At 67.1% G+C, this 13,875-nt stretch carries 13 protein-coding genes; 5 read left to right on the top strand and 8 right to left on the bottom strand.

Annotation, left to right across the window (positions count from 1 at the left end):
* Window positions 1-8: 8 nt before the first annotated feature.
* Window positions 9-545 (top strand): DUF2127 domain-containing protein, encoded by a 537-nt coding sequence (locus IHE49_RS00900; protein WP_192154053.1) that lies wholly within the window; start codon window positions 9-11, stop codon window positions 543-545.
* On the opposite strand, the gene IHE49_RS00895 is transcribed toward IHE49_RS00900, so the two are convergent.
* The 5 genes from IHE49_RS00895 to xerD all read right to left on the bottom strand — a co-directional run bounded on the left by IHE49_RS00895 (window position 533) and on the right by xerD (window position 8,334).
* Window positions 533-1,429: a DMT family transporter gene (locus tag IHE49_RS00895; RefSeq protein ID WP_192154051.1), complete on the bottom strand. Its 897-nt coding sequence runs from the start codon at window positions 1,427-1,429 to the stop codon at window positions 533-535. The two genes, IHE49_RS00900 and IHE49_RS00895, sit on opposite strands and share 13 nt — an antisense overlap.
* Window positions 1,430-1,484: 55 nt before the next feature.
* The gene (locus IHE49_RS00890; protein WP_343227515.1) at window positions 1,485-2,363 is read right to left on the bottom strand and encodes a glycosyltransferase family 2 protein; all 879 of its coding nucleotides are present in this window, start codon (window positions 2,361-2,363) and stop codon (window positions 1,485-1,487) included.
* A gap of 114 nt (window positions 2,364-2,477) precedes the next feature.
* Window positions 2,478-6,350 (bottom strand): phosphoribosylformylglycinamidine synthase, encoded by a 3,873-nt coding sequence (gene purL / locus IHE49_RS00885; protein WP_192154050.1) that lies wholly within the window; start codon window positions 6,348-6,350, stop codon window positions 2,478-2,480.
* A 216-nt stretch (window positions 6,351-6,566) separates the two neighbouring features.
* Window positions 6,567-7,340: a DsbC family protein gene (locus IHE49_RS00880; protein ID WP_192154048.1), complete on the bottom strand. Its 774-nt coding sequence runs from the start codon at window positions 7,338-7,340 to the stop codon at window positions 6,567-6,569.
* Between the two features lie 79 nt (window positions 7,341-7,419).
* Window positions 7,420-8,334, bottom strand: a complete 915-nt coding sequence (gene xerD / locus IHE49_RS00875) for a site-specific tyrosine recombinase XerD (RefSeq protein ID WP_192154046.1) — start codon at window positions 8,332-8,334, stop codon at window positions 7,420-7,422.
* A gap of 44 nt (window positions 8,335-8,378) precedes the next feature.
* On the opposite strand from xerD, the gene IHE49_RS00870 reads away from it, so the two are divergent.
* From IHE49_RS00870 to IHE49_RS00860, 3 genes are all read left to right on the top strand, one after another.
* Window positions 8,379-8,876, top strand: coding sequence for an RDD family protein (locus IHE49_RS00870; RefSeq protein ID WP_192154044.1), 498 nt, complete (start codon window positions 8,379-8,381; stop codon window positions 8,874-8,876).
* Between the two features lie 86 nt (window positions 8,877-8,962).
* Window positions 8,963-10,216: a polyhydroxyalkanoate depolymerase gene (phaZ, locus tag IHE49_RS00865; protein WP_192154042.1), complete on the top strand. Its 1,254-nt coding sequence runs from the start codon at window positions 8,963-8,965 to the stop codon at window positions 10,214-10,216.
* Between the two features lie 220 nt (window positions 10,217-10,436).
* Entirely contained in the window at window positions 10,437-11,015 is a 579-nt protein-coding gene (locus tag IHE49_RS00860) for a hypothetical protein (RefSeq protein WP_192154040.1), read from the top strand.
* 106 nt (window positions 11,016-11,121) lie between these two features.
* Here the strand turns inward: IHE49_RS00860 and IHE49_RS00855 are convergent, their stop codons facing one another.
* Window positions 11,122-11,457, bottom strand: a complete 336-nt coding sequence (locus IHE49_RS00855; protein ID WP_192154038.1) for an MGMT family protein — start codon at window positions 11,455-11,457, stop codon at window positions 11,122-11,124.
* Window positions 11,458-11,536: 79 nt separating this feature from the next.
* On the opposite strand from IHE49_RS00855, the gene IHE49_RS00850 reads away from it, so the two are divergent.
* Window positions 11,537-11,941, top strand: a complete 405-nt coding sequence (locus tag IHE49_RS00850; protein ID WP_192154036.1) for a hypothetical protein — start codon at window positions 11,537-11,539, stop codon at window positions 11,939-11,941.
* Window positions 11,942-12,102: 161 nt separating this feature from the next.
* On the opposite strand, the gene IHE49_RS00845 is transcribed toward IHE49_RS00850, so the two are convergent.
* Window positions 12,103-13,227, bottom strand: coding sequence for an inorganic phosphate transporter (locus IHE49_RS00845; RefSeq protein ID WP_192154034.1), 1,125 nt, complete (start codon window positions 13,225-13,227; stop codon window positions 12,103-12,105).
* The gene (locus tag IHE49_RS00840; RefSeq protein ID WP_192104970.1) at window positions 13,224-13,853 is read right to left on the bottom strand and encodes a pit accessory protein; all 630 of its coding nucleotides are present in this window, start codon (window positions 13,851-13,853) and stop codon (window positions 13,224-13,226) included. The genes IHE49_RS00845 and IHE49_RS00840 overlap by 4 nt, the downstream gene beginning before the upstream one ends.
* Window positions 13,854-13,875: the final 22 nt, after the last annotated feature.

The raw sequence follows: 13,875 nt of genomic DNA, 5'->3' as shown, positions 1-13,875 counted from the left end.
GGTTCCTCATGCTCCATACCAAAACCGCCATCACAACCCCTTCGCAACATCGCACCGGCCTGCGAGTGATCGCGGTCTACGAAATCATCAAGACCACCTGCCTCGTGCTGGTGGCCATTGCCGCCTTCCACCTAGAGCACCAGCAGAACTTCGACCGGCTGGTGTACTGGCTGGGACACCTGACGCTCACCGACAGCAACGAACTGCGCTGGCGCCTGGTGGATGCACTGCAGAACTTCGGCCCCAGCCGCTTCGTGGCAGTGGGACTGGTGGCGCTGGTCTACGCGGTACTGTTCGGCATCGAGGGCGTAGGCCTGTTGATGGGCAAGTACTGGGCGGAATGGTTCACCGTGATCGCCACGGGTTCGCTGATACCGCTGGAGCTCTACGAGACAGTGCGCCATTTCGGATGGGTGAAATTCGCCACGCTGGTCGGCAACGTAGTGATCGTGGTGTATCTGGTACGTGTGGCGCTGCATACGCGGGAGATGCGCAAAGTGGCGCCGGGCAGGCCACTCGAGCCCGTCCGCTCTCACACCTCGTGATGCGCCGCCTCCGCCCCCAAGGCCGCTGACCGGCGCGGCATCAGTTCCACCAGATACATCGCCCCCAGCACCAGTGCGCCACCGGCGAGCATGCGCCAGGTAAGCACGTCGCTGCCCAAGGCCACCGCGAAGGCGGCGGCGAACACGGGCTCGGTGGTCATCACGATGGCGGCGCGGGTGGCGGGCAGGTGGGCCTGCGCCCAGGTCTGCACCAGAATCGCGCCGGCGCCGGCGACCAGCCCCATGTAGAGCACGGCCAGCCATGCGGCGCGGTCCGGCGGCAGCATGGGGCCGCCGTGCGGCCACGTGGCGAGCAGGCAGACCAGTGCGATGGCGACCATTTGCAACGAGGTCAAGCCGAAGGCCACGTCCGGGCGCGACCACTGTCCCAGCAACACGATGTGCAGCGCATACAGCACGGCCGAGGCCAGCGTGAGCCATACGCCCGCATCCACCGACATCCCGTTGAGCGAAAGCAATGCGAGGCCTGCCGTGGCCAACCCCACCGCGAACCACACCACGCCAGCCATGCGCTGACCAAGCAGCAGCGTCGCGAGGATGGGCGTGAACACCACGTACATGCCAGTAGCGAAGCCGCTGACGCTGGGCGAGATCAATGCCAGCCCCCACGTCTGCAGCAACTGGCCGCAACCGTAGATGGCGCCCAGCGCGAGGCCACGCACCATGCCCGTGCGTCCCAGGCGCCAGACATGGCGAGGGAACAACGCCAGCATCGCCAGCGCAGCGACGGCGAAGCGCACGGCCAGGAAATCAGCCACCGGCATGCGCGCCACCACGTCCTTGATGAGCACGAAGGTGGAGCCCCACACGGCGGTCATCGCCAGCAGGCCGAGGGTGGGAAGGAAGCTGGTGCGTGAGGTCATCGGGCGAGGAGTGGCGGGGTGACGTGGGAGAAGCGTGATGCCGCGGATCGCTCGCCTATTTTCCCGACGCTCTTCGCATCAGCTGGCCGGGAAGCTGCACAAGAAAGTGCGCCCAGATGCCCAGCCACACCGTTGCCGCCACGAGCGGATTGCGGGCGGCGGGATCGAACTTGCGGAACCAGCGCCACATGCCGCGATGCTTGTGGCGACTCACGAAAATCGGCCGGTGCCGGCTGGACCCGCCCTTGGTGTGCGGTACGCGCACGTCGCCCGCCAGCATCACGCGCCAGCCGGCATCGCGCACGCGGCGGCACAGGTCCAGATCCTCGCAATGCAGGAAATAACCCTCGTCGAAACCATGCAACCGCTCGAACACGTGGCGCGGCAGCAGCATCAATGCGCCGGACACCGCCTCGGCTTCGACCAGACCATCCGGCATCGCGCCCTCGACTTCGACACGCTCGCCCTTGCCGCCGGAGAGGCTGGCCAGCGCGCGACGCAACAGCGGATCGCGCCGATGCGAGGCGGGATCGGGCACGCCCTGCTCATCGCAGGCCACGGCGCCAAGCAGGCCAACCTGCTTCTCGCTCGCGAACACGGCAAGCAGGCGGTCGAGGCTGGTCTGCTCGAGCAGGCAATCGGGATTGAGCACCAGCAGCAACTCGCCCTTCACCTGCGCCGCCGCGCGGTTCACCGCCCGACCAAAGCCGAGGTTGGTATGGCTCTGGATCAATCGAAATCGCGGATCGTGCTCGCGCGCGCGCGCCACCGCTTGCGGCACGCCGTCAGCCGAGGCGTTGTCGATCAGCAACAGCTCCAGCGACGTGGTGCAGGCAAGCACGTGGCGCACGCAGTCGCGCAGCCCCGGGCCGCTGTCGGCGGACACCACGATGACGCTGAGCGGCAATGGCGAGAAGGGAGAAGGTATGTTCACGGCGCAAGTATGCGGCAGGAAATGTGCAGCGGGTGTACCAGGTCGGCCATTCCGTCTCGCCCGGAGAGGAAGCGCCGGCAGCCATCGGCTACCGGCACCTTTATGCGGGCTTGCTCAGCCGCACCACACCCTAGCGTTGCGGAACATGCGCATCCACGGCGAATCCTCGCCCCACTTCTCCGGATGCCAGCTCATCTGCACACTGCGGAACACGCGCTCCGGATGCGGCATCAGGATGGTCACGCGGCCATCGGCGGCGGTGAAGCCAGCCAGGCCACCGGGCGAGCCGTTGGTATTGAGCGGGAAGTGTTCGGTCGGCTTGCCGCGGTTGTCCACGAAACGCACCGCAGCCTGCGCCTTGGACGGGCTGCACGTGTTGGGGAAATGCACACGCCCCTCGCCATGCGCCACCGCCACCGGGATGCGCGAACCGGCCATGCCCTTGAAGAACAGGCTGGGCGAATCCAGCAACTCCAGCGTCGCCACGCGCGCCTCGTACTGCTCGGAGGCGTTGCGCAGGAACTTCGGCCAGTGCTGCGCACCGGGGATGATGTCCTTGAGCTGGCTCATCATCTGGCAACCGTTGCACACGCCCAGCGCGAACTTCGTCGGGTCGGCAAAGAACGCGGTGAACTCCGCGCGCAGGTAGTCGTTGTAAAGGATCGAAGTGGCCCAGCCGCGGCCCGCACCGAGCACGTCGCCGTAGGAGAAGCCGCCGCATGCTGCGAAACCGCGGAAGTCGGAGAGCTTGATGCGCCCGCTGGCGAGGTCGGACATGTGCACGTCCACCGCCTCGAAGCCGGCGCGGGTGAACGCGGCGGCCATTTCCACCTGGCCGTTGACGCCCTGCTCGCGCAGGATCGCCACGCGCGGCTTCGCGCCACCGGCGATCGCCGCGTGGATCAGCGGCGCGGCGATGTCTTCTGCCGGGTCGAACGTGAGCTTGGGATTGAGGCCGGGATCGGCGTCGTCCAACCGCCATTCCAGTTCGGCGTCCGCGCTGGCGGGGTTGTCGCGCAACTGCTGCATGGCGTGGCTGGTTTCGTTCCACGCGCGGTACAAGGTGCTCCAGTTCCACTTGAACAACGTCTCGCCGCCCGCGAAGAGCTTGATGCCCAGCTTCTCCTTGGGGCGGCCGATGCGATAGCTCATGCCGGCGAGATCGTGCTTCACCAGCAGCGCCTCGAAGGCTTCGCGGTTCGCCTTGGCCACCTGCAGCACCGCGCCCAGTTCCTCGTTGAACAGCGCGCGCAGCGCGGCGTCGGCCCAGCCGTCGAGCTGGATTTCCAGGCCGCAGTGGCCAGCGAAGGCCATCTCCAGCAGGGTGACGATGACGCCGCCGTCGGAACGGTCGTGGTAAGCCAGCAGCAGGCCGCTGCGGTTCGCCTCCTGCACCAGCTCGAACAGCGAGCGCAGGCGCTTGGCGTCGTCCAGATCCGGCGGCACGCCGCCGCTGCGGTTGAACACCTGGGTCAGCGCGGAGGCACCGAGACGGTCGCGGCCGGCGCCGAGGTCGAGCAGCCACAGGTCGGTGTCGCCGCGGTCGAGCTTGAGCTGCGGCGTGAGCGTGCGGCGCACGTCGTCCACGCGGGCGAAGCCGGTGATGACCAGCGACACCGGCGCAACAGTACGTTGTGCGGTCGCGCCGTCCTTCCACACGGTCTGCATGGAGAGCGAGTCCTTGCCCACCGGAATGGAGATGTCCAGCTGCGGGCACAGCTCCATGCCGACGGCCTTCACCGCATCGAACAATGCGGCGTCGTCGCCGGGGTGATTCACCGCAGCCATCCAGTTCGCCGACAAACGGATCTCGCCCAGCGAAGCAATCGGCGCCGCGGCGAGGTTGGTGATCGCTTCGCCCACGGCCAGCCGCGCGGCATCGGCACTGCCGAGCAGCGCCACCGGCGCGCGTTCGGCCATCGCCATCGCCTCGCCACGATAGCCGTCGAAATCCGCCATCGTCACCGCGCAATCAGCCACCGGCACCTGCCACGGACCGACCATCGGGTCGCGGTGATTGAGGCCGCCCACGGTGCGGTCGCCGATATTGATCAGGAAGCTCTTGCTGCCCACGGTGGGCAGGCGCAGCACGCGCAACAGCGCCTCGTCCATGCCGATGCCGGTGAGGTCGGGCACCAGGTCCACGCGCGGCTTGATGCGCTTCGCCTCGCGATGCATGCGCGGCGGCTTGCCGAACAGCACGTCCATCGGCAGGTCGATCACCGTGAGGTCGCGGCGCGGATCGGTGACGCGCAGCACGCGCGCTTCCGTGGCCGTGCCGACCACGGCGTACGGGCAGCGTTCGCGCACGCAATACGCCTCGAACTCCGGCAGGTTTTCCTGCGCGATGCCGAGCACGTAGCGTTCCTGCGACTCGTTGCTCCATACCTGCATCGGCGACAGCGAAGGATCGTCGCAGGGCACTTTGGAGAGGTCGATCTCGCCGCCCACGCCGGCATCGTTGAGCAGTTCGGGAATCGCATTGGACAGGCCGCCCGCGCCCACGTCGTGGATGCTGACGATGGGATTGTTGCTGCCGCGCGCCCAGCAGGCGTCGATCACCTGCTGGCAGCGGCGCTCCATCTCGGCGTTGTCGCGCTGCACGGAAGCGAAGTCCAGCTCGGCGCTCGACGCACCGGAAGCCACCGAGGAGGCCGCGCCGCCGCCGAGGCCGATCAGCATCGCCGGACCGCCCAGCACGATCACCGCGTGGCCGGGCCGGATCTCGTGCTTCTGCACATCCGCGCTGCGGATGTTGGCGAGACCGCCCGCCAGCATGATGGGCTTGTCGTAGCCGCGGCGCACGCCGGCTTCGCCGGTCTCGTGCTCGTAGGTGCGGAAATAACCGCCGAGGCACGGACGGCCGAATTCGTTGTTGAACGCCGCGGCACCCAGCGGGCCGTCGCGCATGATCTCGAACGCGCTGGCCATGCGCGGCGGCAACGGGCGATCCACTTCCCACGGCTGCGGACGACCGGGGATGCGCAGATCGGATACCGAGAAGCCGGTAAGGCCGGCCTTGGGCTTGGCGCCACGGCCGGTCGCGCCTTCATCGCGGATCTCGCCACCGGCACCCGTCGCAGCGCCGGGCCACGGCGCGATGGCGGTGGGATGGTTGTGCGTCTCGACCTTGATCGCGTAGTCGATCTGCTCTTCGCGCGCGCGCCACACACCGCTCTCGTCGCTGAAAAAGCGCTTGCCGATGCTGCCTTCGATCACCGCCGCGTTGTCCTTGTAGGCGGACAACGTGTGAGCGGGCGAATGCTGGTGCGTGTTCTTGATCATGGCGAACAGGCTCTTGTCCTGTTCCTGACCGTCCACCGTCCAGCTGGCGTTGAACACCTTGTGGCGGCAGTGCTCGGAGTTCGCCTGGGCGAACATGAAAAGCTCGGCGTCGGTAGGGTCGCGGCCCAGTTCGGCGTACCGCGCGGCGAGATAGTCGATTTCGTCCTCGGCCAGCGCCAGGCCCAGTTCCTTGTTTGCCCGCGAAAGCGCCGCCCCGGCGTCGCCACCCAGCGCGATATGCACCAGATCGCCTGGCTGGCCGGCAAGGAACAGGCTCTGCGCGCCAGCCAGCGAATCCAGCACCGACTGGGTCATCGCGTCGTGCAGGAGACTCAGCACCGCGTCGTGGGCAGGCGTATTCGCCGCAGGCATGCCGGCGAGCTGCCACGCCATTCCGCGCTCCACCCGGCGCAGGTCGAAACCGGCGCCATGCAGGATGTCGGTGGCCTTGCTCGACCATGGCGAGATCGTGCCCAGCCGTGGCACTACCCAGAGCGTGGCCGGTGCGGGAGCGGCATCCTTGGCCTCCAGTACTTCCAGCAGGCGCTGGCGCAACGCACCCTCCGGCGGCGCGGCGGCATCGAGGAAATACACGTACCAGGCCGCCTGCACGTGCGCCCCGCGATGCAGTGCATCGAGGCGGGCGTTGAGGCGTTCGAGGCGGAAGGACGAAAGGGCGCTCTGCCCGTCGAGTGCGATCATGCGGGGAACGGAGCTATGCGAGTGGAAACGCACATTCTAGCTGATGCTGCAGTACGGCATAACCGGGGGAGGGGTGCTCTCCCGGATGTTTGTGCGACCGAGGAGCCGCGGCGGCTCGCCTGCATGGCGTTTTGGCGGTCTTTTGGCGCTTTTCGTTGCAGGTTCGGGATTTTGTTGCAAGCGACGGAGCGGTTTCCGGCGACTGCCTGCACCAGCTCAATCCTTCTGCAACGCCTGCAGCAACTGCAACGGCGTGAGATAGCCCCCAATCTGGCGCCCGCTGGCGGTAAAGATGGCCGGCGTGCCGTTGACGCCCAGCCGCATGCCCAGATCAAACTCCTGCTGCACAGGGTTGGCGCAACTGGCGGGCTTGGGTTCGCGCCCGGCAAACGCACCATCGAGCGCGGCCTTGGGGTCGGCGGCACACCAGGCCGACACCATGGCCTTGTAGGTTTCCGTGGGGCGTCCCGTCTCGTCTTCCACGCCCGAGCGCGGCCATGCCATGTAGTCGACCGCGATGCCGGCCTGGTTCAGCTCGGCCATGTGTTCGTGCAGTACCCGGCAATACGGGCAGGTGACGTCGGTGAACACGGTGATGCGGTATTTCGGATTGGCGGGTGCGTACTCGATGCGCGCGGCTGCCGGCACCTTGGCCAGCTCGGCCTTGCGAAACGCCGCCCACGCGGCATCGTTGACGCTCTTCTTCGCGTCGAGATCGACCAGTTCGCCGTTCATCAGGTACTTGCCGTCGGCGCTCACGTAAAGCAGCTGGCCGGAGGCGATCACCTGGTAGAAACCGGGCAGCGGCGCACGGTTCACCACGTCCACCTGCACGCCCGGCGCCAGCTTGGCGAGTGCCCGCTGCACCACCTGCACCGCGGATGCGTCGACGCCACTACCCAGCGTCGTGGCCGCAGCGGAGTTGCCGGCCGCACAGGCAGTCAGGACGAATCCGCTGACGCACGCGGCCAGCAACAACTTCTTCAACATCTTGCACCTCGATGGCCGCGGGGAGACGGCAGCGTCCCGATTTTCGCACAACCGCCCTTCTCGCCTGTGAACCGGCGTCTCAACCACGCGGATGGTGCTGTGCATGCAGCCGCTTCAACCCCTCCTTCGCGACCAGGGTGTAGATCTGCGTGGTGCTGAGCGCGCTATGGCCCAGCAGCATCTGCAGTGCGCGCAGGTCCGCGCCGTGGTTGAGCAGATGGGTGGCGAAGGAGTGGCGCAACACGTGCGGCGAGATGCGCTTCGACTGGATGCCGACCTTGAGCGCATGGCGTTTCACCAGCGTCCAGAACATCTGCCGCGTCATGCCTTCGCCACGCTTGCTGAGGAACAGCGCCACGGGCTGGCGTCCTCTCGCCAGCGCGGGCCGCGCGCTCGCGAGATAGTTCTCGATCCAACCCAGCGCGACCTCGCCCACCGGCACGAGACGATCCTTGCCGCCCTTGCCGGTGATGCGCAGCACACCCTGCCGCGGGTTCAACGCGGCCAGCGGCAACTCCACCAGTTCGGACACACGCAGGCCCGAGGCGTACATCAGCTCCAGCATCGCGCGATCACGCAGGCCCAACATGCCGTCGGTGTCCGGCGCGTTCAGCAGGGCCTCGATCTCGCGCTCGGCCAGCGCCTTGGGCAGGCTGCGCGGCATGCGCGGACGCTCGATCAGCAACGTGGGGTCGTCTGCACCCGGCGTCTCGCGTGAACGGAGCGCGTAGTAGCGGCGAAATGCCGATTGCCGCCGCGCCATCGAGCGCACCGCCGCCGGCTGCATGCCGTGGTAGGCGGAAATGTCCTCGCGCCGCGCATCGTGCAGCGATCGCCCGCGCCCGGCCAGCCAGCGCGCAAGCGCTTCGAGATCGCGGCGATACGCCTCCAGCGTGCGGTCGGCGAGGCCGTCCTCCGACCACACGCGCTCGATGAAGGCGTCGATGTTCGCGGCATCTGCTTCGGCGATACTGGGAGAATCTTCCTTCTTCATGCGCGCCATGCTGGACATGGCGCCAAGCGAGTGCAAGCCGCCCGATGAACGCCGCCAACCTGCCCTGCCCGCTGTGGCGTCGCCTGGTCGCGCTGGTCTACGACCTCCTGATCGTGGTCGCGATCGTGATGGTGGTCGGCCTGCTGTGTCAGCTCGCCACCGGCGGCGAGCTGATCGCCACTGGCACGCATGCCATGGTTCCGCTGTGGTATCAGGCACTGCAATGCGTGGTGGTGGCTGCGTACTTCGTCGCTTCCTGGCGGCGCGGCGGCCAGACCGTCGGCATGCGTCCCTGGCGCATCCGGGTGAGCCGCGACGACGGCGGCACGATCAGCTTGCTGCAAGCCGTGGTTCGCGTATCGGCGGCCGCCGCGCCCATGCTGCTGCTGGCGCTGGAGCCGACGCTCGGCCTGCACACGACGCTGTGGGCGGTGCTGGCTGCGTGGGCCTTGTGGTTCGGGGTGGCGTTGCTCGATCCGCGCCGCCGTGCGCTGCACGACATCGCCGCGGATACCGAAGTACGTCGCCTGCCCGCCTCCTGAGCGATCCGGCGGCCGTCATGCGGCGGCGCAGCAGAAATCGGCGGTCCGCGCTAAAATGGCGAACTTTTAGCCAGGCGGATCGCCTCATGCTCTATCAGATCCACGAGTGGCAACGCGCCTTCCTGGGCCCGCTCAGCCATTTCGCCGACGCCAGCGCGCAGATGCTCAACGATGCGAACAACCCGTTCGCCTCCTGGCCTGCCACGCAACGGCTGGCCGCCGGCTATGAGCTGATCCATCGCCTCGGCAAGGATTACGAGAAGCCGGCTTTCGGCATCCATCAGGTCGAAGCGCACGGCCATGAGATCGCGGTGATCGAGCGCGTGGCGCTGGATACGCCGTTTTGCCAGCTGAAGCGCTTCAAGCGCTTCAGCGACGAGCAGGCCATCGTCGAGACGATGAAGAACGACCCGGTAGTGCTGGTGGTCGCACCGCTGTCCGGGCACCACGCCACCCTGTTGCGCGACACCGTGCGCACCCTGTTGCGCGAGCACAAGGTGTACGTCACCGACTGGGTGGACGCGCGCATGGTGCCGGCAGAGGCGGGACCGTTCGGACTGGACGACTACGTGGCGTTGATCGAGCGCTTCATCCGCCATATCGGCGCCGAATCGCTGCACGTGATCTCGGTATGCCAGCCCACCGTACCGGTGCTGGCAGCGGTATCGCTGATGGCGGCGCGCGGCGAGCCCACGCCGCGCAGCCTTACCATGATGGGCGGCCCGATCGACCCGCGGCGCAGCCCAACCAGCGTCAACAATCTCGCCACTACGCAACCGCTGTCGTGGTTCAAGGGCAGCGTGATCCACACCGTGCCGCCGAACTATCCCGGCCGCGGTCGCGAGGTGTATCCAGGCTTCCTGCAGCATGCCGGATTCATCGCGATGAATCCGGGCCGCCATCTGCAATCGCACTGGGATTTCTACGAGAACCTGCTGCGCGGCGACCTGGACGACGCCCAGTCGCACCGCAAGTTCTACGACGAATACAACGCCGTGCTCGACCTGCCGGCGGAGTTCTATCTCGACACCATCGCAGCGGTGTTCCAGCAGTTCCTGCTGCCGCGCGGCCTGTGGGACGTGAACGGCGAGCGCGTGACGCCTGCCGCGATCAGGACCAGCGCCCTGTTCACCGTGGAAGGCGAGCTGGACGACATCTCCGGCCTCGGCCAGACCCAGGCCGCGCACGATCTGTGCAGCAGCATCCCGGCCAAGCGCCGGGCGCACAAGGTGATCGAGGGTGCCGGCCACTACGGCATCTTCAGCGGCCGACGCTGGCGCGAGATCGTCTATCCGCAGGTGCGCGACTTCATCCGTCGCTTCGACAAGCCGACGGTCTGAGCGACAGGCAGGACAAATACGCGCTACCCAACCCGTTTTCGAACAGGGGACGTGACGATACCCATGCCGACACGGCGCTCCGCCTCCTGCCTGGTTTCACGGCAAGCGGATGACAAGCGTCACTGCCGGCGCAGGGGCGAGGCTCGCAGAATCACCGCATCCGGCTGGGTGCGCGACGTAGCGCATCCGCTTCTTCCGATGCCTTGACGGGGTACCTGCCATGTCGCTGCTACTGGGAAAAGTGGACGAAACGAACGTGGCGCGTACGCGCGGCATCCTCAGCGGCGCGACCGTGCTCGGTGCAGGCGGTGCGGCCTGGTGTTTTGCCGCGCTGCTCAACTGGAACGCCCGCTCCGCCTGGGCCATACCGGGCGCCATGGTCGCAACCATCGCCCTGCTCGGCCTGTGCGCCGCCCGCCTGTTGGCAACGCGCCGAACCCGCAGCGCCGACGACCCAGCCGCATCCGCAGCCGGCAAACGCGCCGGCATCTGGTTCGGCATCATCTTCGGAGCCGAGGCCGCGCTGATCGCCATCAGCTCGGTGTTGCTTGCGCGCGGCGGACTGGGGCTGTGGATACCCGCGACGGCGGCACTCATCGTCGGCATCCACTTTCTGCCGCTGGCCCGCGTATTCGCCGCACCGATCTATTACGGCACCGGCATCTTCAGCGTACTCGGCGTCCTTGCCTGCCTGCTGATTCCCGACATGGCGCTGCGCCTGCTATGCGTGGGCTTGGTGATGGCTGCAGTGCTGTGGGGCACGTCATGGCTGCTGCTGTGGCGCACCCGCCTGGGCTGACGGGCTCGGTCGCGCAGCATTCGAAAACAGGATTCGAAACGTATGCATGGCCCCGCCGCGTTCGGTGCGGCCGGCATCGCGTCGACCTGATTCGCTGCGACCCCGCTCAAATAGCGCCCCACAGCGCACGGTCGAGATCGGCATCCAGCCCGAACGCGCTGAGCGCCACGCGGCCGTTCTTCACTTCCACACCCTCGGCGCGCAACCGCCGCACCTGTTCGCGGAAGCCGCGGCTGCCCTTGGGCAGGGCGATCTCGCCCGAGGAACGCAGGACGCGGAACCACGGCAACTCCATGCCATCGGGCACTTCGCCCAGCAGCTTGCCAACCAGCCGCGCCCGCCCCGGCAGGCCGGCACGGGCGGCAATGGCGCCGTAGCTGGCCACGCGCCCGGGTGGAATCGCGGCGATGGCGGCATAGACGCGGGCGTGGCTGTCTTGCATGGCGATAACAGAGCCTTGACCAAGCCGGGTGGCAAACGTGTCAGAGTAGCAGCGCCATGGTCAGCCTCGGGGGCAACCTATGCACCACTTCGAAGCCGTGCGTTCCCACCTGGGCAGCTTGCACGGGCTGCGCCAGAACGATCCCTACCTCATCAGCTTCGATCTGAGCCTGCCGCATGGCCGCCATCAGGGCATCTATCTGGCCGAACTGGAAACCGAATCGGGCCACCGCTATCTGCGCATCTCCACGCCCATAGGCCCGTTGGCGGGCACGGATGCGCAGCGCTGCCTGCGCTTCAACTGGGAGCAGCGCTGCGGCTTCCTCGCCGTGGCCGACCTGGATGGCGCGCCCTACCTGCACCTGTGCGAAAACCGCCCCTACGAATTGCTCGATGAGGGCGAGCTGCAGCGCTTGATCGTGGAACTGGGCCGGTTGGGCGACCAGCTCGAACAACTGGTCGCCAGCGGCAGCGACGCGTTCTAGGAGCGTGGGCGGTAGAAACGTTCGCGGCGAGAAGCCTGTCGCGCGAGGACAGTTTTTCGACGGTTCGCCGGCCCATAGTCGGCGCTATGGGCCAAGAAGCGGCGGGAAAATGGACTGCGTGGCGGGCTTCGCAGCCTGGACGGCTTCTACCGCCCACGCTCCTAGCCCAGCAGGCGGGCGATCCGGACGAAGCCCCATGCGACCAGCGCGGTGATCGGCAAGGTGAGGATCCATGCCCACACCATGCGTTCCACCACCGACCACCGGATGGCGTTGGAACGCTTTGCCGAGCCCACGCCCATGATCGCGGACGACACCACGTGGGTGGTGGACACCGGCAGGCCGAACGCCGAAGCGCCCAGGATCACGATGGCCGAACTGCCCTCGGCCGCGAAGCCGTTGATCGGATGCAGCTTCACCATCTTGTGGCCCAGTGTCTTGATGATGCGCCAGCCGCCACCAGCCGTACCGCCGGCCATGGTCAGCGCGCAAACCACCGCCACCCACGCCGGCACCACGAAGCCGCCGTGGGCGGAGCCGCTGATGCGCAGGAAATGCAGCCACCCCGGCAGATGATCGAACTGGCCCGCCGCGGTGGCGCTGGCCAGGGCCAGCGCGATGATGCCCATGCTCTTCTGCGCGTCGTTCATGCCGTGGGCCAGGCCCATGGCGCTGGCCGAGGCGATCTGCGCCTTGCCGAAGAAGCTGTTGACGAAGGGCGTGCGGCCGAGCAGCCGCAACCAGCCGCTGCGGCGCGAGAACCACGCCAACAATGCATAAAGGCCGCCCATCAGCAGGAAGCCGATCACCAGGCCCGCGAACGGCGACACCACCATCGGCACCACCACCTTCGGGATCACGCCTTTGCCCAGCCACCAGTGCGCGCCGCCCTGCGACCAGATCACCGCGTTGAAATGGTCGCCGGCTTCAGCCATTGCCGCACCTACCAGCGCTCCCACCAGGGCATGGCTGGAGCTGGAAGGCAGGCCCAGCCACCACGTGATGAGATTCCACACGATGGCTGCCAGCAGTGCGCAGATCAGCAACTGCGGACCGGCCTCGACCACGCCGGTGTTGACGATGCCGGCGGCGATGGTGGCCGCCACCGCCGTGCCCCACAGCGCGCCGATCAGGTTGGTCACCGCCGCCAGCAGCACCGCCTGACCCGGCGTGAGCACCTTGGTCGCCACCACCGTGGCGATCGAGTTGGCGGTGTCGTGGAAGCCGTTGATGTAGGTGAAGGCGAGTGCGATCAGCACCACCACTGCCACGAGTCCGAGGCTCATGAGTTCTTTAGCACGATCGAATAGACGATGTTGCCAACGTCGCGGCACTTGTCGATGGCCTTCTCGATCAGCTCGAACAAGTCCTTCGCGAGCATCGCCTTCATGGCGTCGTTGCCTTCCACGTAAAGCGTGCGGTACGGCGCCAGCAGCATGCGGTCGCCTTCGGATTCCAGCGTCTGCAGGCGGTCCTGCAGCTTCTTCACCGGATCGATGCGCAGCCCGCGACGCAGTTCGCCGATCATCTCCACCACCACGGTGGCGGAGCGCTCCAGCACCAGTGCACGCTGGCCGAAGTCCACGCCCTGCAGGCGCACGGACACGATGTCGTAGCGCTCGGCGAACTTCTCCACCGATTTGGGGATCTTGTACAAGGCCGAATTCAGCGCCTCGATGTCCTCGCGATCCAGCGCGGTGACGAAGGTGTTCACCAGTTCCTCGCTGATCTTCGAGGCCAGCGATTTCTCACGCGCCCGGGTCGCCGCGAACGCGGCCATCACCGGCGCGTGATCGGCCTGGGTGACCAGCGCGTGCAGCGCCTTGGCACTTTCGTGCGCCGCCTCGGCGCTCTGCTCCAGCAAGCCGTAGAACTTGTCGCCTTTGCCGAAGATCGTCTGCAGTGAAAACATGCGGGTCGCGCCTTGGGTCGAA

The organism is Rhodanobacter sp. 7MK24, from assembly GCF_014842995.1.
Lineage (GTDB): Bacteria > Pseudomonadota > Gammaproteobacteria > Xanthomonadales > Rhodanobacteraceae > Rhodanobacter_A.
The sequence above is the reverse complement of the archived record's forward strand: the minus strand, read 5'-3'. Positions and strand labels throughout refer to the sequence as shown.

What these genes read in the sequence shown, in the direction of transcription:
- IHE49_RS00870 (WP_192154044.1), top strand. Translation starts at nt 8,379, where the DNA reads ATGAACGCCGCCAACCTGCCCTGCCCGCTGTGGCGTCGCCTGGTCGCG.
- IHE49_RS00850 (WP_192154036.1), top strand. Translation starts at nt 11,537, where the DNA reads ATGCACCACTTCGAAGCCGTGCGTTCCCACCTGGGCAGCTTGCACGGG.
- IHE49_RS00895 (WP_192154051.1), bottom strand. Translation starts at nt 1,429, where the DNA reads ATGACCTCACGCACCAGCTTCCTTCCCACCCTCGGCCTGCTGGCGATG.
- purL (WP_192154050.1), bottom strand. Translation starts at nt 6,350, where the DNA reads ATGATCGCACTCGACGGGCAGAGCGCCCTTTCGTCCTTCCGCCTCGAA.
- IHE49_RS00840 (WP_192104970.1), bottom strand. Translation starts at nt 13,853, where the DNA reads ATGTTTTCACTGCAGACGATCTTCGGCAAAGGCGACAAGTTCTACGGC.
- IHE49_RS00845 (WP_192154034.1), bottom strand. Translation starts at nt 13,227, where the DNA reads ATGAGCCTCGGACTCGTGGCAGTGGTGGTGCTGATCGCACTCGCCTTC.
- IHE49_RS00880 (WP_192154048.1), bottom strand. Translation starts at nt 7,340, where the DNA reads ATGTTGAAGAAGTTGTTGCTGGCCGCGTGCGTCAGCGGATTCGTCCTG.
- IHE49_RS00855 (WP_192154038.1), bottom strand. Translation starts at nt 11,457, where the DNA reads ATGCAAGACAGCCACGCCCGCGTCTATGCCGCCATCGCCGCGATTCCA.
- IHE49_RS00900 (WP_192154053.1), top strand. Translation starts at nt 9, where the DNA reads ATGCTCCATACCAAAACCGCCATCACAACCCCTTCGCAACATCGCACC.
- phaZ (WP_192154042.1), top strand. Translation starts at nt 8,963, where the DNA reads ATGCTCTATCAGATCCACGAGTGGCAACGCGCCTTCCTGGGCCCGCTC.
- xerD (WP_192154046.1), bottom strand. Translation starts at nt 8,334, where the DNA reads ATGAAGAAGGAAGATTCTCCCAGTATCGCCGAAGCAGATGCCGCGAAC.
- IHE49_RS00860 (WP_192154040.1), top strand. Translation starts at nt 10,437, where the DNA reads ATGTCGCTGCTACTGGGAAAAGTGGACGAAACGAACGTGGCGCGTACG.